The following is a 20,863-nucleotide window of genomic DNA, read 5'->3' on the forward strand; positions in this document are numbered from 1 at the left end:
AGGAGTTCGTCAACCGCAAACCGGTCGTCATCAGCAAAGGATCTTCAAGACCGTTGGCCTTGAACATGAGGCTCTGGCTTAGCCTGACGGAGAGTGAAGCATCGTAGGTACTTCATTCTCCCAGGCTTCGTTGGATACTCACGGCCCGACAGTTTTGGCGTGGGAGGTTGCGCCGAGTGGTGCCATCGGCACGCAGGACCGGACTTTTAGCGCGCCTTGAAAACAGCTGGTCGCTTTTCGGTGAAAGCGCGCATGCCCTCTTTGGAGTCTTCGGTCATCGTAAGGCGGCCGATCGCATCGCGCTCGAATGCGAGACCGTTTTCGGAGGTCGCGCCGACGGCGTTGCGGACGCAGGCCTTAATGGATCGCATCGCAGGCGGCGTTAGTCCCGCGATCATACCAGCGATCTCGATTGCTCGGGCAACCGTGGTCGCTGGCTCGCACACCTCCACGACGAACCCGTACTGCATCGCGCGCTCGGCTCCGATCGGTTCTCCTATCATGAGCATGTAAGACGCGAGGTTGGGTGGGAGCTTGCGCGGCAGACGCTGTGTGCCGCCATCGCCTGCCATGCCCCCAATCTTGATCTCCGGCTGGCCGAACTGCGCATCCGAGCTAGCGATGATGAAGTCGCAAACCATGGCAAGTTCGCAGCCAGCACCGAACGCAATGCCGTTGACTGCCGCGATCAGCGGCTTTTCAAACTGCTCGAGGGCTCACCAGGCGGCAACGCGGGCGGGGCTGTTGGCAACGGCGGACTGACCGAACGCCACCATTTCCTTTATGTCGGCGCCTGCCACGAAGCATCCCTCGGTTCCAGTGAGGACAACGCGTCGCACGGAATCATTCGTCTCAAGGTCCACCAATAGCCGGCCGAGTTCCACGACCATCGAACTGTGCAATGCGTTTTTCTTTTCCGGCCGGTTGAACCGTATAAGAGCAACATGTTCTGATGGACGCTCCAAAATGACCCTGTCAGAATAGTTTTCCGTCGAGTTCGGGGTCAGAACAAGAGCTGTTCAAAATCTTGCGCTAAGAGCGAACGGATCGTGAACCCTATGCTGCTCGGCGGATTGGGGTCGGAAGTCTTAGCGATCGGAATCCTTCAGGCATTTGATGTTCTGCGTCCCAGGTATAGATGCCGGTCAGGTTGATGTGCTCCCAACTCAACGGCGAGATGTGCTTCAGCAGATGATCCGGAATCTCGCGACGTGCACTGCGCAAATGGGCAACCGCCCGCTCTATGTAAACTGTATTCCAATGCACGATCGCGCTGACGACGAGGTTCAAGCCCGATGCGCGAAACGCCTGGCTTTCGAACGACCGATCGCGGATTTCGCCCCGCTCATGGAAGAAGACGGCACGCTTGAGCTTGTGTGCCGCCTCGCCTTTATTAAGGCCGGCTTGGCAGCGCCGGCGCAATGCCGGACTTGAGTACCATTCGATCATGAAGAGGGACCGCTCGATGCGACCGAGTTCGCGCAGCGCCCTGGCGAGTTGGCTCTCCTTTGGCGATGCCGAGAGCTTCTTCAGGATGGTCGACGGCACGACGGATCGCGTCGTGATCGACGCTGCCAGGTGGAGCAGATCGTCCCAGTGGTCGAGAATGAGCGTGGTGTTGATCGGTCCTCCGACGTGGTTCGACAGTGCTGGGTATGCGTCGCCCTTCTCGAACTTGTGAGGTCATCGATGTAACGGACGCTTACGATCGCAGCCCGCTTGGCCCGTCCCTGCGGGTGACTGGATCGCAAACCAGCTGACGGACACATCAAGACTGCGCAATGCGGTGTCGAAGAGTTCCACTCGCCACGCGCTGCGCGACACAAGGCTGGACGCGCCGGTCGCAAACCCCGGGAAGATCATCGGGGCGCCGATTAATTACAAAGCCCACATCGAAGAGGCGAACGCAGACAGCCAGATCAACAACGGAACGACTTATACCAATATTGACGCGTTCGGGCTGTTCCTCAAAGCGGGCAGTTCCCTGATCGGGCCCTCGGACAGATTCACGCCGAGATTCGGCGACCGGCGCACCGACCATGAAGTAGAGCTGGCCGTCGTTATCGGGAAGGAAGCGCGGTCCATCCGGAAGGAAGATGCCTTAAGCCATGTCCTCGGCTTCACCGTGGGATTGGATATGACCATCCGCGGCAAGGAATTCCCGACGTTTCGGAAGTCGCCTGACACTCATTGCGTGCTTGGCCCGTGGCTGGTGACGCCCGATGAAATCCCGTCTGCCGACGCACTCGACCCCCGACTGTCCGTCAACGGGATCGAGAGACAGAGGTCCAACACCAGGTTTCTAATCTACGGCGTTGCACGTCTGATCGAATACGCGTCGAGCTTCTACACCCTCCATCCTGGCGACGTGATCATGACGGGCACTCCCGAAGGGGTCGGGCCGGTGTTTCCCGGTGACAGGATCGACGCGCGCATAGCTTCGATAGGCGATCTTTCGATCGAAGTGGGAATGCCGCGCTGAAGCAAGCCGCTGTGGATCTTCAACAACACCCTCATTGGCCTCCCCTGCGAGGCGATAACTCACCGGAGTAGATAATGGCAAAAGTTCTCGTTCTATATCACTCGGCCTATGGCCATATCGAAACCATGGCCAAAGCCGTTGTCGAAGGCGCGCGGGACGCTGGCGCGGAAGTGACGGTCAAGCGCGTTCCGGAACTGGTGCCGGACGAAGTGGCGCGGGCGTCCTTTTTCAAGATGGATCAGGAAGCCCCCATCACGGATCCCAACGAACTGGATCAGTATGACGCCATCATCGTCGGCGCCGGCACTTGTTTCTTGTTTCGGAACCGTGGCTTCGCAGATGCGCAATTTCTGGGACGAGACCGGCGGTCTTTGGGCATCGGGCAAGCTTTTGGGCAAGGTCGGTTCGGTCTTCACCGCAACCGCCACGCAGCACGGCGGCCAGGAGTCCACGCTGCTGGGCGTCATCCCTACTCTGCTTCACCACGGCATGGTCGTGGTGGGGCTACCTTACTTCTTCGAAGGACAGCTCGGTTTGGGTGAAATCCTTGGCGGCTCGCCCTACGGCGCATCGACGATCACTGGCACGGATGGCTCGCGTCAGCCCTCCGCGATCGAACTGGACGGAGCCCGCTACCAGGGAAGCCATGTCGCAAAGATTGCAGCCAAGCAGTTAGCGTGAACCATCAAGCGGGAGGCGGCCATGACGAGGGCCGTCTCAAGCAGATGTGCGTCTCATTGCATTGGCTGGGACGCTCACCGAACCGAGGCAGTCGATGTCACCACTGCTCGTCCGAACTGTCGTCTTGCCGCTGCTTCTCGGCTTAGCGGGAGGTATTGCTCATTTCCTGACGCGCACGAACTGGGCGAGCGGCTGGTTGCGGCGATCCTCGTGGACGCGGTCTACATTCTGCTTGAAGGCCCCGCCTCACCTGACGAAGAACCGGCCAGTTCCGGCTGTGCGGGCTATTGGTCGATCTCAAGTGCGCGCTCGATAAGCTCAGGTCCCTGTAAAGTCCGGCGGGCGCTTCTCCGTGAACGCAAGCATGCCCTCCTTGGAGTCGTCCGTCATGGTCAGACGGGCGATGGCGCTTTGCTCGAACGCAAGGCCGTTTTCGGCCGTGGCGCCGACTGCAGTTCGAATGCAGGCCTTCGTTGCACGCACTGCGGCAGGGGCACGCTGCGCGATCGTCGCCGCAATTTGCACGGCGCGAGAAACGGTGTCGGCCACAGTGCACACTTCTACCGCAAATCCGAATTGAAGGGCCCGCTCGGCATTGATGGGCTCACCCGTCAGGAGCATGTAGGACGCCAGATTGGGCGACAGCTTGCGCGGAAGTCGCTGGGTTCCTCCGTCTCCTGCCATCCCGCCGATCTTGATTTCGGGCTGCCCGAATTCTGCGTTGGCGCCGGCCACGATGAAATCGCACACCATTGCAAGCTCGCATCCGGCACCGAACGCAATGCCGTTCACCGCCGCGATAAGAGGCTTGCCGAAGAACTCGATCGCCCGCCAGGCGGCTACCCTGGCCGGACTGTTCGCCACCGCCATAGGCCCGAACGCCACCATTTCCTTGATATCCGCGCCGGCCGCGAAGCTTGAATCCGAACCGGTGATGACGACACAACGGACGGCGCTGTCGGTTTCCAGTTGTGTAAGTAGGCGACCCAACTCAACGATCATGGAACTGTGCAGCGCATTCTTTTTTTCGGGCCGGTCGAACCTTATCAAGGCGACGTACTCGGCCGGGCGCTCCAGTATCACCTTGGCAGAATGACTGTCCGCTAACGTCATGAATTCTCCAGTTCTTCCGAGCACGATTGTTTAGGGCGTTGATGAATTCCTGTAATGCCGGGGGCATTCAGGGCAATAAAAGGTCCGAAGGCTGGGCGAGGTACTATTGTGTGCATCAGCGGTTGCTTTGGAGGATAGTTTGGCCGCAGATGAAGCCCCATGTCATGTAAGGGCCGATGGTGGTACCGACCTGGCTCGGCGTCCGCGCTCCGGTCGGGCTGGCCATCACGTTGCCGGCGCAGTAAAGCCCTGGGATGACGGTGCCGTCGGCGCGGAGCGCCTGACCCCGGGCATTTGTGCGCACTCCGCCCTTGGTACCGAGCAAGGAGGGTCTGAACCGGTAGGCGACGTAAGGCGGAGTATCGATCTCTTCCATCAGCCCCAAGTTCGCCGCAAGCTTTCTTTCGTAGGTATTCGAAGTCCCGCGCTCGAAATCGAGATCCCGTCGGGTGCGCGCGAAACCGTTGAAACGCTCCACCGTGTCCTTCAGGTTCTGAACGGGCAGTCCGGTCCGCTCAGCCAATTCCTCTATCGACGACGCTTTGAGAAGCCAATCACGTTTGTACCGGCGGTACCACCGGATCAACGGCGTCCGTTTAACCATCGGCCAGTGGCTGATCACCCATGCAGGCTGGTGGATTAGCTCTCCCGCTTCGTTTCTGTCCATGATGCGATCGTACACCCAAAACTCGTACTCGCTCGCAAAACGACGCCCGTATCTGTCCACGATGATAGCGTCAGGTTCCGCGTGTATTCTCAAGGGAAGTCCGTGTAGCTCGCCCTCATAGTTGACGGGGGGCTGAATGACGATATTGCCCTGATCCATGTGGGCGAAAGTTGCACCGACAGCCTGCGCCATTTTGTGTCCGTCACCTTCATTGCTGCTCGGCGAGCTTTTGAAGTCTACCTCGCTGGGAAAGTAGGTGGCCAGCATCTGCGGATCCCATTCGAAGCCGCCTGTCGCGAGTACTACCGCGCTACGCGCCTCAAAGGTGTGAAGCGCACCGTACCGCTCCACCTGAACGCCCGTCACCCCGCCGGCGTCATCGGTTTTGAGCTTCGTCGCGCGGGTGGACAGTTCTATCAGGCAGCCTTGGTCCAGGCAGCCTTTGAGCAGGCCGATGATCAAGCCGTTTCCCTGGGCCATTGAGTCCGACAACCATCGTCGAAACAGCAGGGGCAGCGATTGAAGTATACCGAGGATCGGATGGCGGTCCAGCTTCGCATCCACGGTTTCCTGGAAGGTGAGCCTCTGCGGCAAGGTGGAACGCCTTACGCGGCTGCGCCACCAACCGAGAATCGCTTTGCTAAGGGGTTCAACCGCCAGAATTCGGCTCGATTTTGCGCCTTCGCACTCCTCGAAAGGGTCCGGTATCTGGGTTAGGCTGAACCTCAGCGGACTGTGGGCCTCGACCAGCTTGAGCATCTGCGGGCCGTTTTCGATCTGGCTTTTCCACAGATCGTCTTCCGTTTCCTGCCATCCTTTGGGAGAGGCGGCCCGCATATAGGCGAGAGCCTCGGCGAAGCTGTCCGACAGACCGGCCCGTTCGGCATAGTGATTGACGGGAAGCCAGGTCATTCCCCCAGACATGGCGCTCGTTCCGCCGAGCATATCCGTCTTCTCGATGATACGAACGGTCTTTCCTGCAACAGCCACGGTCAACGCTGCCGTAAGGGCGGCAGCGCCGGAGCCGACCACGATCACGTCGGTGACGTTACTTTCCGGCGGGACAGGGTCCGCAAAATAGACGTTCGTCAGGCCATACATGCACGCTCCTTGCCGGTTGCTAGCTCCAACACGCTGTGGGACCGGCCTTGCCGCGCCTCACACGATGGTGCGAGCGCTATCGATCTGTGGATCGAAGGAAGCCTTCCAGTATTTCCCAGTATCTTTGCGGGCGCGTGTTGGGAAAAAAATGACCGCCGTTCATTATCTCCAACCTGGCGCCTTTGATGAGAGCCGCGATCTCGCGGGATTGATATTCGGCAGCGAGCATGTCGTCCGACGCACCGATCACCAGACTGGGCAGTTCGACACTGCGTAATTCTTCTCGCCGATCGAACTTGTAGGGTGCCCTCATCCGAGCGGACAACACCTCATCCGCCATGCTTTGGGTGATATTCTGGATACGACCCATAAGATCGTAATGCGGATCGAGGACGTCGCCACCGGGCATTGCAAGGATCGCAGAAAGATGGCCGCAAGTCACCGTGCCGGCCGCGTCAAGCACACGTTGCCGCAGGTCGTTTATGAATTCCATATACCTGTCGAAAGCGCAGAACGTCCCGCTGAAGACCGCAGCGTCAAAAAACTCGGGATGATCGAGCACCAGGCACTGGGCGATAACACCGCCCATCGAGTGTCCGACTACGGTGACCCTGCTGGCTTCCGCCTCGGCGAGAATGTCGATGGCATCTCCGACGATTTCGTGGAGGGTGTGTACGCCTTCCCGCGCGCGATTGGCGCCGCAGCCTCGCTGGTCGAAGCTCAGGACCGTGAAGCGTTCTGCCAGTTTGGGCCGATGGGCGTTCCAAAAGTTTGCATGCCCGCCGAGGCCGGTCACAAGCAAGATCGTCCGAGCGCCGGTTCCTTCACGATTGTAAGCCAGTACCATTGTTCGATCTCACCGTGTCGTTGGGACTTCTGACCTGATCGCTGCGCGAATCAGGCCCGTTGGGCATCGATCACCTTCTTTTCGATCAGCTGGCCGATCTGATCCTGGGAATAGCCGTACTCAGCCAAAATCTCTTCGGAGTGCTGTCCCAACAACGGCGGCGGCTTCAACGCGATTTGTGGAAATTCCGAGGACTTGATTGCATTACCCACAGTGCGAATAGTGCCGTGTTTGGGATGGTCGAGCTCTATGAGGATATTGTTTTCCTTCACTTGAGGATGCTTAAGCGTCTCGCCAAGCGGGAGAACCGGACAGCACAGAATATCCACCCTGTCGAGCCGGGTCAGGCACTCTTCTGTCGTGAATTTACTGAACCCCTCGCTTATGCGCCGTCTGTATTCGGTTCTGTTCGCCATCTGCTGTGCCAGCGTAGCGAATTCGGGATCGGTCGTGATGTCCGGTATTTCCAAGGCCTGGCAAATATCAGAAACCGGATTGGGCCTAAGCACCGCTATGACTGCAACAAACCCGTCGGATGCGGCGAAAATGTCCATGGGATCTTGCTCGAGCGGATTGAAGTCATGGCCCGTGCGAAGCTTCTGCGTGACCTCCTGCTGCTGCATGACCAGAAATACGTTGAGCAGGTTGATCTCGATTTTCTGCCCCCGACCCGCTCGTTCACGATGAAGGAGTGCCAGAAGAACGCTTTGGACGAGGATCATTCCAGCGGAGAAGTCCGCCGCCGAAACAGGAAACAGCTGCGGCTTTCCGCTTGGATCCTTATTGTCGTGCGCGACGCCGGCGAGAGCCTGGGCCACGAAGTCCATCCCGCCCTTCTGCGACAGAGGACCGGTGGTGCCAAACCCCGAGCCCTCGACGTAGATGATCCGATCGTTGTCCCTACGGATATCCTCATAACCCAATCCAAGACGCTCGATGACACCCGGCCGGAAATTATGGACGAAGACGTCGGATTCTCTGGCGATCTTCCGGAGGATCTCCCTACCCTCCTCAGTCTTCATGTCGAGTGCCAAACTTCTCTTGTTTCGGTTCATCGCCATGAAGTTGGAGCTCTCGTCGTCCTTGTTCGGGCGATGACGGTCGATCGCCCGACTGATGTCCCCCAGACCGGGTTTCTCAATCTTGATGATATCGGCGCCAAAATCGCCAAGCACTTGGGTGCCACACGGCCCAAACATGATCTGGGACAGATCACAGATGCGAATGCCGTCTAATGGAAGCGCCATGGAGTTATCCCTTTTAAGACTGCAGATGACGATGCTCGGAACTCAGACGCCGGGGATGATAAACCCGTACTTGTCTACGAGAAGCTTTTCTGTCGTTGGGTTGCGAGGGATGGTCGTTGGCCTTTCCTTGCCGGGAAGTTTACGCACCCCCGTCTCCCTTAAGGCCCCCTCAACACTTGGGGGCAGAAAGACCCCGCCATATTTCAGCGGTTCCGTACCGTTGTTGACGAAGTGGTGCATCAGGGTCGGGGGCAAAACGATCAAATCGCCCTCGGCGATCGGGTATGCGACATCGCCCAAAATTGCGAGGCCCTTACCGTGGGTAACGATCACGATCTCCTCGGACATCACGTGACCGTGGTGCCGAACGTTGGCACCAGGCTCCAGGAGCTGCGATGCCGCGCAGAAATAGGTCAGAGGCAAAGCAGGCGCAGCAATCATGATGCTGACGTAACCCAGGCTGGGTGCGGCCTGCCAATACTCTTCCCCCTCATCGTCCTGCACGATGATAAAATGACCGTCAAAGTCGCCGTCCGCCGCGTCGCCATCATCCACGCCCAACATAACTGCCGACTCCTTCGATGCCTCGGCGCCATTTCCACCCACCGGGAAGAGATCAAAACGAGAGTCCGGGCCGGGGGGGAAGGAGATCACGGAGAAGCGAAGCGGCTCTTCGCCCTCCTGCTCCACTTTCACGGCGACGCCGCGGCCCCAGAACATGAATGTGCCCTTGGAGACCGCGTGCTGCTTGCCGCCGCAGAACACCCGACCCTTCCCGGAAAAACAGATGACCAACCGCTCGTTCAGTTCATAGGCCCGCGAGCGGAGGTGCCCGCCTTTCGGCAAATCCACACCCACGACGGCGAAGTGAGTGTATTTGTGACTAATTGGCGATACCTTTACCAGCGCCGAGCCGCCGTCTTCGGAGCCGAGGCCCACCGGCGTCCCCTCGTTTGCCGCTACGAGCACTGCTTCAAGTGGCGCCTTCGTGCTGACCTTAAACGGAACCGTATTCTGCATGGTGCTCCACTTGTCCTAGATGGTGCTTTAAAGTCTTGCCAAAACGACTTAACCGACCAGTCTCGTCGGACGTCGCCGAGTTTCATGTTTCCCCAACAACGGTGCTTTCGTTACGCCTGGAAGACAGAAAACAACGTTCAAAAAAGCCGAACTTTTCCGCGCGCAACGCTGCAGATGCTGTGAGTTACTTTCCGCCTGATGCCGCAAATGCAGGCCAAGAACACCATTTAACTCGGGTGGGTACAATGGTAAAATCCAATAAATAGCTGGACTTTTTGCTCAATGCGGCAGGCAATGGTCAGAGGCAGGAATCTGACCACCGAGATCGAGATGCATGGCGCATGTCGACTGGTATTATCAAAGGGTCGCTCCCCTGAAGCGGGGCGTCGATCATGTGACGGGGGACGACATCGCGGCCGCCGACGTCGGGCGGATGACCGTGTTCAATCACGTCCCCCGCAAGGAGGACATGTCTCCGATCGCGACGCAGTGGGCCGCGAAATCCCGCGCTAACCGCAGCGCGATCTCCGCATCGCTTATCGCGGAACGGAGCCCCTTCGTCGAGTTTTCAGCTCAGAGCCAACGCTTCGTTGAACCGCTGGTCCGATCTCATTCGTCGGTCTTGACCGGCGGATCGCCAGCCGTCTTATGCGAGCGGGAACTTTGCTTCGCATGAGGGCGCACTGTGCCATCGGAGAGTTGATCGGCCGCGTCCAACAGACCGGGAGGGTTGCTTTGCAGCGCAGGGGAGAGCTCGGATTTAAGCAGGGTATCGGCGAAAATCCTAAGCGTACGAAATTTCCTCCGGAGAAAAAGGGCGGCGCGCGAACCAGCTTCGGTGCTGACACCGACGCCGCTCCCCTTTGACGATGGACTGGCTGTTTTTCATTTTAATTGGCTGCCAACAAAGTCTGAGCGAGTTTCTCGGCATTGCGGAGCGCCAGCGCCGCGATGGTGCTGGTGGGGTTTGCCGCGCCCCCGGTGACGAAGATGCTTCCGTCCGAGATAGTCAGGTTCGGGACGTCGTGCGCCCTGCCGTATTCATCCACAACGGAAGTTTTGGGGTCGCTTCCCATCCTGGCGGTCCCGAGAAGATGACCGGGCTCTCCTTGCAGGTCATTTATCTCGATGGTTTTCTTAGCCCCGGCGGCCCTGTGGATCTCGGACAGACGAGCGACGGTAAAGTCACGTATCTTCAGCGTGTTCTCGCTATATCGATAGCTTATTTTAGGCGCCGGAATGCCGTCACTATCGCGAAGAGTAGGGTCGAGGGTGACTCGGTTACTTTCCTCGGGAAGATCATCTATGTTCGCCGCCCAGAAAATCGCGTTTCTCGCGTCACGGATAACTTGATGGAAACTCGGGCCCCACAAATCCTCGAAAGGCAGAAGTCTGTGCGGGTCCACGCCGTTGAACAGCAATCCCGGCGTGGGGCAGGCATGCATCTTGCTGCCGCGCACGAAACCCCGCGAGCGATCCGTTTCATAGAATTGCATGGAACTGGCCGCGGAACCCGCCGGCCCGCGCCAGGATTCGAGTTCTTCGTCGTAGTATCCAATGACGGCGCAGTTCGGGTGCAGCATAAGGTTCTTGCCGACGAGACTTGATGAATTGGCCAATCCTTGGGGATGACGTTCGCTTGCGGACAGCAGGAGCAGCCTCGGGGTGCCGATGCCGTTGGCGCAGACGACGACCTGTTTGGCCTTTGTATGGCGTTCTTCACCCTTGGAAATCCAGGTGGCGCCGGTCGCCGCACCGCTCGCGTCGGTGGTGATCTTGGACACGCGTGCGCCGGTGACCAATTTGGCACCGGCCTTGATGGCACTGGGCCAGTAAGCCAGATCAAAGGATGCCTTAGCTCCCTCGGGGCAGCCTTGGGTGCAGGTTCCCCAACGGGCACAGGCGGCAAGGGAGCCGATCTTTTGACTGGGGATCGCGTTTGCATGGGGCCACCAGTGCCACTGCAGTGCATTCATCGCTTCGGCAGCCCTCCTGCCGAACTTTCCCAGAGGCAGCGGCGGCATCTTGGGAGCGTAGCCCTCAGGGTAGGCGGGATCACCCTCCAGTCCGGATACCCCGATGAAGTCGTCCACCTTGTCATGGAAAGGAGAGAGGGTTTCGTAGCTTATCGGCCAGTCGCTCGCTACCCCGTCCAACGTGCGCACGCGAAAGTCGGAAGGGGCGAGGCGTGCCCAAAGGGCGCTGAAATGAATGGTGGACCCGCCTACGGCGCTGTACATTGAAGGGGCGAGGTCGGTGTCGGACACCTCCAGCGGGTAGTCCGCAGGATTACGGCGGCGGTTGGGCTCGGCCTGCCAGTGGCCACGCGCCACCAGCTCCCACATATCGAAGTTTGCCGGATAGTCCGACGGAAGTGCGTAGTCGCCCTGCTCAAGGCATATGACCTTGAAGCCCGCGCCGGCCACCGCATGCGCGGTGATGGCACCGGAAGGCCCGGCGCCGATGATCAGCACGTCATAGGTATCGTCGTCAGCACTTGTCACGTTCATGGTTGCCTCGCCTGTGCATTTTGAAATTTGCTTACGTCCCGCGCGGCGCGTTCGGCCACGGGTATGACTGCGTGTCGTGAAAGTCGGCTCCCGCTAAGGCGACGGCGCCTCGACCCTGATAAGGCGCTCGGCGTTTTGGCATATCAAGTCCGCGAAACCTGTGCAGCGGGGCGGCACGCGAAGACCCCGTTATGGCTGCCCCGCTCTCACATTTGAAGGCGCTGCGCGCAACGACCGCGATGTCAACGTCCTCGGCCTTGCCCGAGGACAAACGCGGAAGCGGACCACCGTCGGCGAATGAAAATCTCGCGCCGAGGCTCTCCCAGGGTGCTGTGAACCGGCCGTTGATGAAATGTCCGTATAAGCGTGGCGGGTTCAATGAGCTTGGTGAATTCACGAAGGATTCCTCCCGCAAAAATACTGTTTTAGTCGGTGATGAACCGGACGAATTCCTGAGGCGCGGTCACGCCGACTTCCTGGCCGACGTGGTGGCTAGAACGATCCGTCACCATGATGCAATGGCAGCACCAGAGGCGAGATAAACGTGTGAGCTGGCCGAGGAGCCCGATGAGCTCGACGACAGTTCTGGTCGAGAACGATTTGCGGAGCGCTGGCGCGCCCAGGTGCCGAGAGCGTCTCTTCAGAGGCTGCATTTCAGTGCGCGTCTCAAGCAAAAAAACGATCGCGACACTGTATCTCCGAAAAAGTGTGCGACGACAGATCCTGTGTCGCGACATGCTCACCATCCATTGCCGGCAACAATGGTAAAATCCAGCTAAGGCTTGGACAATGTGCTTAAGAGCCTCCATGCCCGGCCCGACGCGGAGCGTGGGTGCCGGTGGAGATGGTGTCGCCGGATGCCGCGACATGAATTGGCTGAGATGGGGTCCAGATGTCTAGGAGCCAGCGGGTGGAAGCGCGCGAAAATCGATCGGGCTCGGGTGACACGTTGTCCAGCCGCATCAGGAAGCCTGATATACGTCTGCAGTTGTAACCAACGTTCCCGATCCAACCGCTCTATAGCAATTGGGCGGATCCAAATACGTCCACATGTCAGCACCCGAAGCGCAGGAAGCCTCCATTTGCAGGCCGGCCTTACCTGAATATCGGCACACCCTAGTAAGGTAGCCCGACATAATTCTCGGCGAGCGCGGTCGACGCCGCTTGAGAATGCACGAGGTAGTCGAGCTCGGCTTCCTGGATGCGCTGGCCAAAGTCGCCGGTATCAGGAAAGCGGTGCAGCATCGTCGTCATCCACCAGGAAAAGCGCACCGCCTTCCACACCCGCCCCAGCGCCTTGCCAGAATAGGCGTCGATACCGGCACGTGATTTCTCGACATAGAAATCGAGCAGGCCTGAAAACAGATAGCGCACATCGCTAGCGGCGAGATTGAGACCCTTGGCGCCGGTCGGCGGCACGATGTGCGCGGCGTCGCCGACCAGGAACAGCCGGCCGAAGCGTAGCGGTTCGGCAACGAAGGAGCGCAGCGACGCGATCGATTTCTCGAAGGATGGTCCTGTGGTGACCGCAGCCGCCGTCTGCGGCGGCAAGCGGCGACGCAATTCGTCCCAGAAGCGATCGTCAGACCACGCCTCAACCTGATCATCGAGCGGACATTGCACATAGTAGCGGCTGCGGTGGGTCGACCGCATCGAGCACAACGCAAAGCCGCGCTCGTGATTGGCGTAGACCAGTTCGTGGTCGGCCGGCGGCACTTCGGCCAATACGCCCAACCAGCCGAACGGATATTGCCGCTCAAAAGTCTTCAGTGCGCCTTCGGGCACCGACTTGCGGCTGACGCCATGATAGCCATCGCAGCCGGCGATGAAATCGCAGTCGATGCGATGGGTGACGCCGCCCTTGTCGTAAGTGGCGAAAGGTGCGTCACCGTCGAAATCATGGAGCGCGACGTTCGCCGCACCATAGACGGTGACGGGCCCAGCCGCGTCGCGTTTGTCCATCAGATCATGCGTCACTTCGGTCTGGCCATAGACAGTGACGCGCTTGCCGCCAGTCAATGCCGCGAGATCAATGCGGTGCAGGCGGCCATCGAAAGCGAGCGAGATGCCGGCATGCGGCAGCCCTTCGGCGCGCAGCCTTGTGGCAGCACCTGCCTGCTCGAGTAGTTCGACAGTGCCTTGCTCGAGCACACCTGCGCGCACACGGGAAAGCACATGCTCGCGGCTCGAACGCTCGAGGATGACGGTTTCGACGCCGATGCCGGCCAGCAGCTGTCCGAGCAACAGGCCGGACGGTCCCGAACCGACGATGACGACTTGTGTACGCATCACTGTCCCAGGTCTTTGATTTGCGCGGCCAGTTCGGCGGCCAGCCTGAGCGCGGCGGCCGTCGCCACGACCATTTGCGGCAGCAGCAGCCATTCCAGCGTCCAGGCCGCGCCCGAGCGCTCCTGCTCATGCACCAGCGCCTGATGCATGCCGGAAAGCTGCGTGGCGTTGAAGCGGGCGAGCGCCACCAGCGCTTCGGCCTTCACCGGGTTCTGCTTGTGCGGCATGGCCGACGAGCCGCCGCCGCCGGAAAGCTCGATCCCGGCGCCGTCTTGCGCCATCAGCGCAACGTCCTGTCCGAATTTGCCGAGGCCGCCGGTCACCAGCGACAGCCAGCCGGTAAAATCCGCAAGGGCGTCGCGCTGGCTCTGCCATTGCGGCGCATCGGCAAGGCCGAGTTTTGCGGCAAGTGCGGCACGCACCGCCGGCCCCTTGCCGCCAAGCTTTTCCAGCGTGCCGGCGGCACCACCGAACTGAACCACAAGCAGACGTGCGGACTGGTCCGACAATCTTTGCTGATGTCGCAGCAGCGGCGCCAGCCATGCGGCTACGCGATCCAACACTCGAATAGGGATCGCCGGCCGCATCCGCGTCATTCCGTTCAGCGCCCTGCCCCCGAAACGCTCATCGAGCGCCGAAAGGCGCACGATGTTTTCGGTCAGCAGCAGACCGAGATGCTCGACCAAAAACTTCAGCCGCAACACCAGCGCCGTATCGATGACATCCTGGCTGGTGGCGCCCAAATGAACAGAAGCGCCATGCGGTTCACCGACCGCCGCCCGGATCTGGCGCACCAACTCGGGAACCATGACGCCGTCCTTCGCCACGCCGTCACGAAGCAAGCCCGTGTCGGGCCTGAACGAGAACAGTGCCGCAACGATCGCTGCGGCGGCATCCCTGCCGATAATGCCGTTTTCGGCATCCGCTTCCGCCAGTGCCCGCTCGAACGCCAGCATCGCGGCGATCTCCGCCTCGACGGAAAAATGCCTAGCGGTCTCCTCGTCGCCGAGAAGGCTGGAAAGCAGCGGATGATCGAAAGGCGATACGGTCATGTGGTTAGGTCAGCTGTCGAAGAAGACCGTCTCCTTGTCGCCCTGGAGATGGACGTCGAAGACGTAGATGTTGCCCTGGCGCTCGGCAATCAGCGTCGGCACGCGGACGCGATGCTCGATGCGCGCCAGGATCGGATCTTGCGCATTGGCTTGCGCCTCATCGGAAAAATACAGCCGCGTCTGCAGGCCGATGTTGATGCCGCGGGCTACGATCCACAGGCTGATATGCGGCGCCATCCACCGCCCGTCATTGCACAGGACGCGTCCCGGCTTGATCGTCTCGAAGCTGCACAGGCCGGTCTCCATGTCGCTCGGCTGACGGCCCCAGCCCTGAAAATCGGGATCGGCATCGCCGTGCAATTCGGCCGGCGAATTGTAGAAACCATTCGCATCCGCTTGCCAGATTTCGATCAGCGCGTCCCTCAGCGGGGTGCCGGTGCCGTCCAGCACGCGGATCCTGAGGCCGATGCGCTCCCCCTTGGTCTTGTCGTTTACCAGTGTCGCGCCGAGGTCGGTCGGATAGACGCCGTCTATGCCGCCGAAATTGGGTGTCAGACCGATATGCACGTAGGGCCCGGCGGTCTGCGACGGGCTCTCCTTCAGCCGGGTGAGCGACTGCGCCATCAATTGCCCTCCGGCCGGTTTTCGAACAGCGAGGCGCGGCGTCCACGCAGCACGATGTCGAACTTGTAGGCGCGCGCGTCGAACGGGATCGTCGCCTGCATGTCGAGCGCGGCGATCAGCGTCTCGACGGCCGCCTTGTCGCGGATGCCATGCACGATCGGGCAGCGCCAGATCAGCGGGTCGCCTTCGAAATACATCTGCGTGATCAGCCGCTGCGCGAAGCCATGGCCGAACACCGAGAAATGGATGTGCGATGGGCGCCAGTCATTCGGCCCGTTCGGCCAGGGATAGGGACCGGGCTTGACGGTGCGAAAGGCGTAGCTGCCATCGGCGTCGGTGATGGTGCGGCCGCAGCCGCCGAAATTCGGATCGAGCGGCGCCAGATAGCCGTCCTTCTTGTGGCGGTAGCGGCCGCCTGCATTGGCCTGCCAGAATTCGAGTAGCGCCCCCGATACACCCTGGCCGCGCTCGTCCAGCACCCGCCCATAGACGATGATGCGCTCGCCGATGGCGCTCTCGCCAGGCCTGGCGAAATTGTGGATCAGGTCGGCATCGAGTTCGCCCAGAATGGCATGGCCAAAAACCGGACCGGTGATTTCCGACGCCGTGTCGTCGAAGGCCAGCAGCGCCTTCTGCGGCGAGCGCAGCACGGACGTCTTGTAGTCGGGCGTCAGCGCAGCCGGATGCCAGCTGCGGTCACGCTGGAAGAAGGCCCCGGTCTCGGGCCCGCGGTTCGAACCGGAGTTAGCGGGCATGGACATTCTGGCTTTCGTCCATCTCCGAAAATACCCCCTTGGCGATCTTGAAGGCGCGGTTGGCCGCCGGTACGCCGGCATAGATCGCGACATGCAGGAACGCTTCGCAGATATCGTCGCGCGAAGCACCGGTGTTGGCCGTGGCGCGCACATGCATGGCGACCTCTTCGTCATGGCCGAGTGCTGCAAGCAGGGCCAGCGTCACGATCGAGCGCTCGCGCCGGGTGAAGCCCGGCCGCGCCCAAACGGTTCCCCAAGCCGCCTCGGTGATCAGGTTCTGGAAAGGCCGGTCGAAATCGGTGGCGGCATTCGCGGCCCGGTCGACATGGCGGTCACCGAGCACGGACCGGCGGACTGCGAGGCCACTGCGATATCTGGCTGAGTTGCCGGGGACTTCATCCATGGGTTTCTGCTCCAGGGGCAAGCGATGCGACAAAATCGCGGATCAAGGCGGTCAGTGCTTCAGGCTGTTCGACGCAGGGAATGTGTCCGGCTTCGCGGATGATCTCGAAGCGCGCACCAGGGATCATCTCGGCCAACGAGCGAACAAGATCGGGAGGCGTGGAGCCATCCTGGTCGCCAACGACGCAGAGCGTCGGTATGGCGATGCGGCGTGCCGCGTGGGAGAAATCAGCGTCGCGGACCGCCATGCATGTTTTGACATAGCCAGGCAGCGCCTGCCTGGTCAGCATGTTGCGGTATCCAGCAAGGTCGGCAGCGCGCGCGTCATGGAAATTCGGCGTGAACCACACTTTCATTACGCCGTCTGCGATCGCCTCGATGCCGTCGCGCTCGACGGCCGAAATCCGCGTGTTCCAGCTCTCGGGCGTGCCGATCTTGTGTGCCGTGTCGCACAAGATCAAGCCTTCGACCATGTCAGGGTGCCTGATATAAAACCCTTGCGCGATCAGACCGCCGACCGACAGGCCGCACAGCACGACCTTGCCCAGCCCGAAATGATCTATGAGGTGCGAGAGATCATCGACATGATCGTCGATCGACCTGATGTCGCCGCTATCGGAGAGCCCGTGGCCACGCTTGTCGTAGACCAGCAGCGGCATTTCCCCGTCCAGGTTCGACAGGATCTGGTCCCATATCCGGAAGTCGGTGCCGAGCGAATTGATGAACACGATCGGGCCCGCGTTGCCAGCCGCCTTGATGTGGCGATGGTGCAGCGTGATGCCGCCGATGGTGTCAAATGGCATGATTTCGGTCCTCCTTCCCACATTGCACAAACGCGAGGCCTGTTTCCGACCGGTTTCCCCAAGCGGCCCTCCGTCTTCGGCCACCCTGGATACTCGGTGGAGCCCGCAGGACATGCTTCACGGATGTATTGAAGCATCGACAATCGTCAACTAAAGGTTGCGTAAAACGCAGCCATTCAATCCATGCCTGAGTTGAAGAAATCACTTTCGCTCAAAGCGGGCAATGGTAATATCCAACATCATGTTGGACATTCTCCTCATTCCCGCAATGCTGGAGTTTGAGATTTGAGAGGTGATCCGCGATGCAGAAAACAACGAAGCCGCGTGTAAATGACTCAAGCCGCGCGCCAGCCTATTCTCTCTACGGCGAGAGCCCTGAGTTTGGTCGATCAATATTCTCAAATGCAGAGTCGATTCTCGTTAGAAGTAACAATCTAATGTCAAATATCGACTTGCATGTGCATGTCGATTTGTATCAGTTCGTCTATATTTCGGAGGGGCGATCGACGCTTATATATCAAGACGGACAGCATCATTTTGGAAGCAATAGTCTTGTTATGATACCGCCGAACATTGAGCATGGTTTCGACTCCTACGTCGATACGAAAACATTTGGTCACGTAATAACGATTAGCACTGCTTATTTTGATAGAATAGCTCAGAAGGGCTTTTTAGCCAGTGACCTGGCAAAACATATAACCATTATCGAACAGATCGAAAGAGATCGAGATCCAGAAGTCTTGACAGCAATAGAACGTGTTATATATGAGCACAGCACGGAAACCTATCCCTATATCATAGCACGAGAAGCAGCAATACTTTCTTTCATAGTCGAATTTCTAAGGATTGTTGCTGAAAGAAATGTGCTTCAGTTCGGCGTTAAGACGGGCGACACTGTCGACATGACAGGAAAGAGTAAAATTGAAATATTATCCCAACTTATCGACCGGTATTATAAAACCCATAAGAATGTGCAATTTTACGCTGACCGAATGAACATGTCGTTTTCAAATCTTAATAAGATCTCCGTTCAGGCAACTGGTAAAACGGTACACTCAAATATAAAGGTGCGCAGTTTGGAGCAAGCTCGTTCGTATTTGGCGAATACAAACTTGAGCGTAAAGGAAATATCCTTTACGCTCGGGTATGATGATGCGGCTTACTTCACTCGATTTTTCACTACGAACACGGGCCTATCGCCAATCGCGTTTCGTCGGCTGGCAACCAAAGGCCCGATCGCCGAACAAGCCCTGCCCATCGATCAGATTCAAGCGTCGAGGGGGGGGCAGATACCACCCGAAGCCGAATCTTGACGTTTCAAGGTGGTGAGCGGTGCTGGGCAGCCGAGGTCAGCGTTCGATGGATGACAGGGGCTTCAGCTTGCCAAGCAGCCGCTCCTGGACCGGACGCGAATGTCAGGCGGCGCGGCAGACCTATTCTACGGCGAGCGAGCGATCGAGACTTTCACGTAGATGCGAGGCTCGTATCCATCCCTCTTTCCAGACTTTTGCTAAGCAGTCATGCGTGTCTTGAAAGAAGTCCAGCACGTTTCTATAGAAGCCCTTTTTCCAGCTCCGGTAGGGCCTCGAAGAGGTCAGCCACGAGACCGTAGTCGGCGACCTGGAAGATCGGGGCTTCCTCATCCTTATTGATGGCGACGATGACCTTCGAATCCTTCATGCCGGCGAGGTGCTGGATGGCACCCGAGATGCCACAGGCGATGTAGAGTTCCGGGGCGACGACCTTGCCGGTCTGGCCGACCTGCCAGTCGTTCGGCGCGTAGCCCGCATCCACCGCGGCGCGCGAAGCGCCGACGGCGGCACCGAGCTTGTCGGCGACGGGAAGCATGACTTCCCGGAACTTTTCCGCGGTGCCGAGTGCACGGCCGCCGGAAATAATGATTTTGGCGGAGGTCAGTTCAGGTCGGTCCGATGTTGACAGTTCATCCTTGACGAATGCCGAGAGAGAAGAAGAAAGAGCTGCCGTTGAGATTTTCTCAACGGCAGCAAGGGGGCCTTAGGAGGCGGTGGGGGCAAATGAAGAGGTACGCACGGTTATGATCCTTTTGGCGTCGGCTACCTGCACCGTCTGGATGGCATTGCCGGCATAGATCGGACGCTTGAAAGTATCGGCCGAAACGACTTCGATAATCTCTGAGATCTGCGGGACGTCGAGCAGACCGGCCACGCGCGGAAGTACATTCTTCCCGACGGAGGTGGCGGCCGAGATGATGGTATCGTAAGTGCCGGAGAGCGAGACGATGAGGACTGCCAAGGGCTCCGCGAGATTGTTGGCAAGATCGTCGCTCTCAGCAAGCAGTACCTTCGAAACGCCGGATAGTTTTGCAGCTGCATCGGCGGCAGCCTTGGCGCCCTTGCCGGCAACCAGCACATGCACATCGCCGCCGATCTTGGAAGCCGCTGTCAGCGCCTTTGCGGTCAGGTCGGACAGGGTGGCGTTGTCGTGATCCGCCAGAAGAAGAATGCGCATGATGAGATCTCGTTTTCCGGACCTTAGAGGACGCCGGCTTCGTTTTTAAGCTTGTCGATGAGCTCGGCAACCGACTTGACCTTTATTCCGGTTTTGCGGCCACCCGGCTCCTCGGTCTTCAGAACCTTGAGGCGGGCTGCAGTGTCGATGCCGAAATCGGCTGGCGACTTCTTGTCGAGCAGCTTCTTCTTGGCCTTCATAATGTTGGGCAGCGAGGCGTAGCGTGGTTCGTTCAAGCGCAGGTCAGTCGTGACAACCGCCGGCATCTTGATGTCGATCGGCTGCAGGCCACCATCGACTTCCCGGGTCACGGTTGCCTTGCCATCGCCGATCCCGATCTTCGAGGCGAAGGTCGCCTGGGCCCAACCGAGAAGGGCGGCCAGCATCTGGCCAGTCTGGTTCGAGTCGTCGTCGATCGCCTGCTTGCCGACAATGATCAGGCCAGGGTTTTCGGCATCGGCGATACCCTTGAGAATCTTGGCAACCGCCAGCGGCTCGACCTGGTCCTCAGTCTCGACCAGGATTGCCCGGTCGGCGCCCATGGCGAGCGCGGTGCGCAGTGTCTCCTCGGCTTTGGCCGGGCCGATCGACACGACGACCACTTCGTCAGCCTTGCCGGCTTCCTTCAGACGAAGCGCTTCTTCGACCGAAATCTCGTCGAACGGGTTCATCGACATCTTCACGTTGGTCAGATCGACGCCCGAGCCATCCGGCTTGACGCGGATCTTTACGTTGTAATCAACTACCCGTTTGACGGGAACCAATATCTTCATGGAGTTC

Annotated in this window: 17 protein-coding genes and 4 pseudogenes; 5 read left to right on the plus strand and 16 right to left on the minus strand. The window is 59.3% G+C overall.

All coding sequences use genetic code 11. The features are described 5' to 3' along the window. Nucleotides 1-206: 206 nt before the first annotated feature. Nucleotides 207-965: pseudogene (locus tag O7A05_RS09775) on the minus strand (enoyl-CoA hydratase/isomerase family protein). 91 nt (nucleotides 966-1,056) lie between these two features. Next, nucleotides 1,057-1,680, minus strand: a pseudogene (locus O7A05_RS09780) (Tn3 family transposase); the annotation flags it as partial. Between the two features lie 106 nt (nucleotides 1,681-1,786). Between O7A05_RS09780 and O7A05_RS09785 the strand changes: the two are divergent. Together O7A05_RS09785 and wrbA are read left to right on the plus strand one after the other, a co-directional pair. Continuing rightward, nucleotides 1,787-2,482 (plus strand): fumarylacetoacetate hydrolase family protein, encoded by a 696-nt coding sequence (locus O7A05_RS09785; protein WP_337092810.1) that lies wholly within the window; start codon nucleotides 1,787-1,789, stop codon nucleotides 2,480-2,482. Between the two features lie 74 nt (nucleotides 2,483-2,556). Beyond that, nucleotides 2,557-3,163 (plus strand): annotated as a pseudogene (gene wrbA, locus O7A05_RS09790) (NAD(P)H:quinone oxidoreductase). Nucleotides 3,164-3,481: 318 nt separating this feature from the next. On the opposite strand, the gene O7A05_RS09795 reads toward wrbA, so the two are convergent. The 5 genes from O7A05_RS09795 to O7A05_RS09815 form a co-directional block, all read right to left on the minus strand. Beyond that, nucleotides 3,482-4,276, minus strand: a complete 795-nt coding sequence (locus tag O7A05_RS09795; protein ID WP_337092812.1) for an enoyl-CoA hydratase/isomerase family protein — start codon at nucleotides 4,274-4,276, stop codon at nucleotides 3,482-3,484. Between the two features lie 115 nt (nucleotides 4,277-4,391). Continuing rightward, nucleotides 4,392-6,044 (minus strand): FAD-dependent oxidoreductase, encoded by a 1,653-nt coding sequence (locus tag O7A05_RS09800; RefSeq protein WP_337092813.1) that lies wholly within the window; start codon nucleotides 6,042-6,044, stop codon nucleotides 4,392-4,394. A 76-nt stretch (nucleotides 6,045-6,120) separates the two neighbouring features. Beyond that, nucleotides 6,121-6,891, minus strand: coding sequence for an alpha/beta fold hydrolase (locus O7A05_RS09805; protein ID WP_337092814.1), 771 nt, complete (start codon nucleotides 6,889-6,891; stop codon nucleotides 6,121-6,123). A gap of 50 nt (nucleotides 6,892-6,941) precedes the next feature. Beyond that, complete coding sequence (locus tag O7A05_RS09810; RefSeq protein ID WP_337092815.1) at nucleotides 6,942-8,138, minus strand: CaiB/BaiF CoA transferase family protein; 1,197 nt, start codon at nucleotides 8,136-8,138, stop codon at nucleotides 6,942-6,944. Between the two features lie 42 nt (nucleotides 8,139-8,180). After that, a complete protein-coding gene (locus O7A05_RS09815; RefSeq protein WP_337092816.1) occupies nucleotides 8,181-9,158 on the minus strand; it encodes a cupin domain-containing protein in 978 nt (325 codons plus the stop codon). A gap of 334 nt (nucleotides 9,159-9,492) precedes the next feature. Between O7A05_RS09815 and O7A05_RS09820 the strand changes: the two genes are divergently transcribed. Further along, nucleotides 9,493-9,834, plus strand: a complete 342-nt coding sequence (locus O7A05_RS09820; RefSeq protein WP_337092817.1) for a hypothetical protein — start codon at nucleotides 9,493-9,495, stop codon at nucleotides 9,832-9,834. Nucleotides 9,835-10,048: 214 nt separating this feature from the next. On the opposite strand, the gene O7A05_RS09825 is transcribed toward O7A05_RS09820, so the two are convergent. Further along, a complete protein-coding gene (locus O7A05_RS09825; RefSeq protein WP_337092818.1) occupies nucleotides 10,049-11,668 on the minus strand; it encodes a GMC family oxidoreductase in 1,620 nt (539 codons plus the stop codon). 191 nt (nucleotides 11,669-11,859) lie between these two features. On the opposite strand from O7A05_RS09825, the gene O7A05_RS09830 reads away from it, so the two are divergent. Then, the gene (locus tag O7A05_RS09830) at nucleotides 11,860-12,210 is read left to right on the plus strand and encodes a hypothetical protein (protein WP_337092819.1); all 351 of its coding nucleotides are present in this window, start codon (nucleotides 11,860-11,862) and stop codon (nucleotides 12,208-12,210) included. A 574-nt stretch (nucleotides 12,211-12,784) separates the two neighbouring features. On the opposite strand, the gene pobA is transcribed toward O7A05_RS09830, so the two are convergent. The 6 genes from pobA to pcaD are packed head-to-tail and all read right to left on the minus strand — an operon-like array spanning nucleotide 12,785 to nucleotide 17,593. Beyond that, the gene (gene pobA, locus O7A05_RS09835) at nucleotides 12,785-13,957 is read right to left on the minus strand and encodes a 4-hydroxybenzoate 3-monooxygenase (protein WP_337092820.1); all 1,173 of its coding nucleotides are present in this window, start codon (nucleotides 13,955-13,957) and stop codon (nucleotides 12,785-12,787) included. Further along, complete coding sequence (locus tag O7A05_RS09840; RefSeq protein ID WP_337092822.1) at nucleotides 13,957-15,009, minus strand: 3-carboxy-cis,cis-muconate cycloisomerase; 1,053 nt, start codon at nucleotides 15,007-15,009, stop codon at nucleotides 13,957-13,959. Before O7A05_RS09840 ends, pobA begins: the two co-directional genes overlap by 1 nt. Nucleotides 15,010-15,018: 9 nt before the next feature. Further along, nucleotides 15,019-15,633, minus strand: coding sequence for a protocatechuate 3,4-dioxygenase subunit alpha (gene pcaG, locus O7A05_RS09845; protein ID WP_337092823.1), 615 nt, complete (start codon nucleotides 15,631-15,633; stop codon nucleotides 15,019-15,021). Beyond that, nucleotides 15,633-16,388 carry a protocatechuate 3,4-dioxygenase subunit beta gene (gene pcaH, locus O7A05_RS09850; protein ID WP_337093079.1) on the minus strand — a complete coding sequence of 252 codons (756 nt, stop codon included), beginning with the start codon at nucleotides 16,386-16,388 and terminating at the stop codon, nucleotides 15,633-15,635. Before pcaH ends, pcaG begins: the two co-directional genes overlap by 1 nt. After that, nucleotides 16,378-16,791, minus strand: coding sequence for a 4-carboxymuconolactone decarboxylase (gene pcaC / locus O7A05_RS09855; protein ID WP_337092824.1), 414 nt, complete (start codon nucleotides 16,789-16,791; stop codon nucleotides 16,378-16,380). The genes pcaH and pcaC overlap by 11 nt, the downstream gene beginning before the upstream one ends. Then, nucleotides 16,784-17,593 (minus strand): 3-oxoadipate enol-lactonase, encoded by an 810-nt coding sequence (gene pcaD / locus O7A05_RS09860; protein WP_337092825.1) that lies wholly within the window; start codon nucleotides 17,591-17,593, stop codon nucleotides 16,784-16,786. Before pcaD ends, pcaC begins: the two co-directional genes overlap by 8 nt. Before the next feature lie 302 nt (nucleotides 17,594-17,895). On the opposite strand from pcaD, the gene O7A05_RS09865 reads away from it, so the two are divergent. Continuing rightward, nucleotides 17,896-18,906, plus strand: coding sequence for a helix-turn-helix domain-containing protein (locus tag O7A05_RS09865; protein WP_337092826.1), 1,011 nt, complete (start codon nucleotides 17,896-17,898; stop codon nucleotides 18,904-18,906). Nucleotides 18,907-19,144: 238 nt separating this feature from the next. On the opposite strand, the pseudogene O7A05_RS09870 reads toward O7A05_RS09865, so the two are convergent. Next, nucleotides 19,145-20,083, minus strand: a pseudogene (locus O7A05_RS09870) (electron transfer flavoprotein subunit alpha/FixB family protein). A 23-nt stretch (nucleotides 20,084-20,106) separates the two neighbouring features. Continuing rightward, nucleotides 20,107-20,856, minus strand: coding sequence for an electron transfer flavoprotein subunit beta/FixA family protein (locus tag O7A05_RS09875; RefSeq protein ID WP_337092827.1), 750 nt, complete (start codon nucleotides 20,854-20,856; stop codon nucleotides 20,107-20,109). Nucleotides 20,857-20,863: the final 7 nt, after the last annotated feature.

The organism is Mesorhizobium argentiipisi (SeqCode), from assembly GCF_037179585.1.
GTDB lineage: Bacteria > Pseudomonadota > Alphaproteobacteria > Rhizobiales > Rhizobiaceae > Mesorhizobium > Mesorhizobium argentiipisi.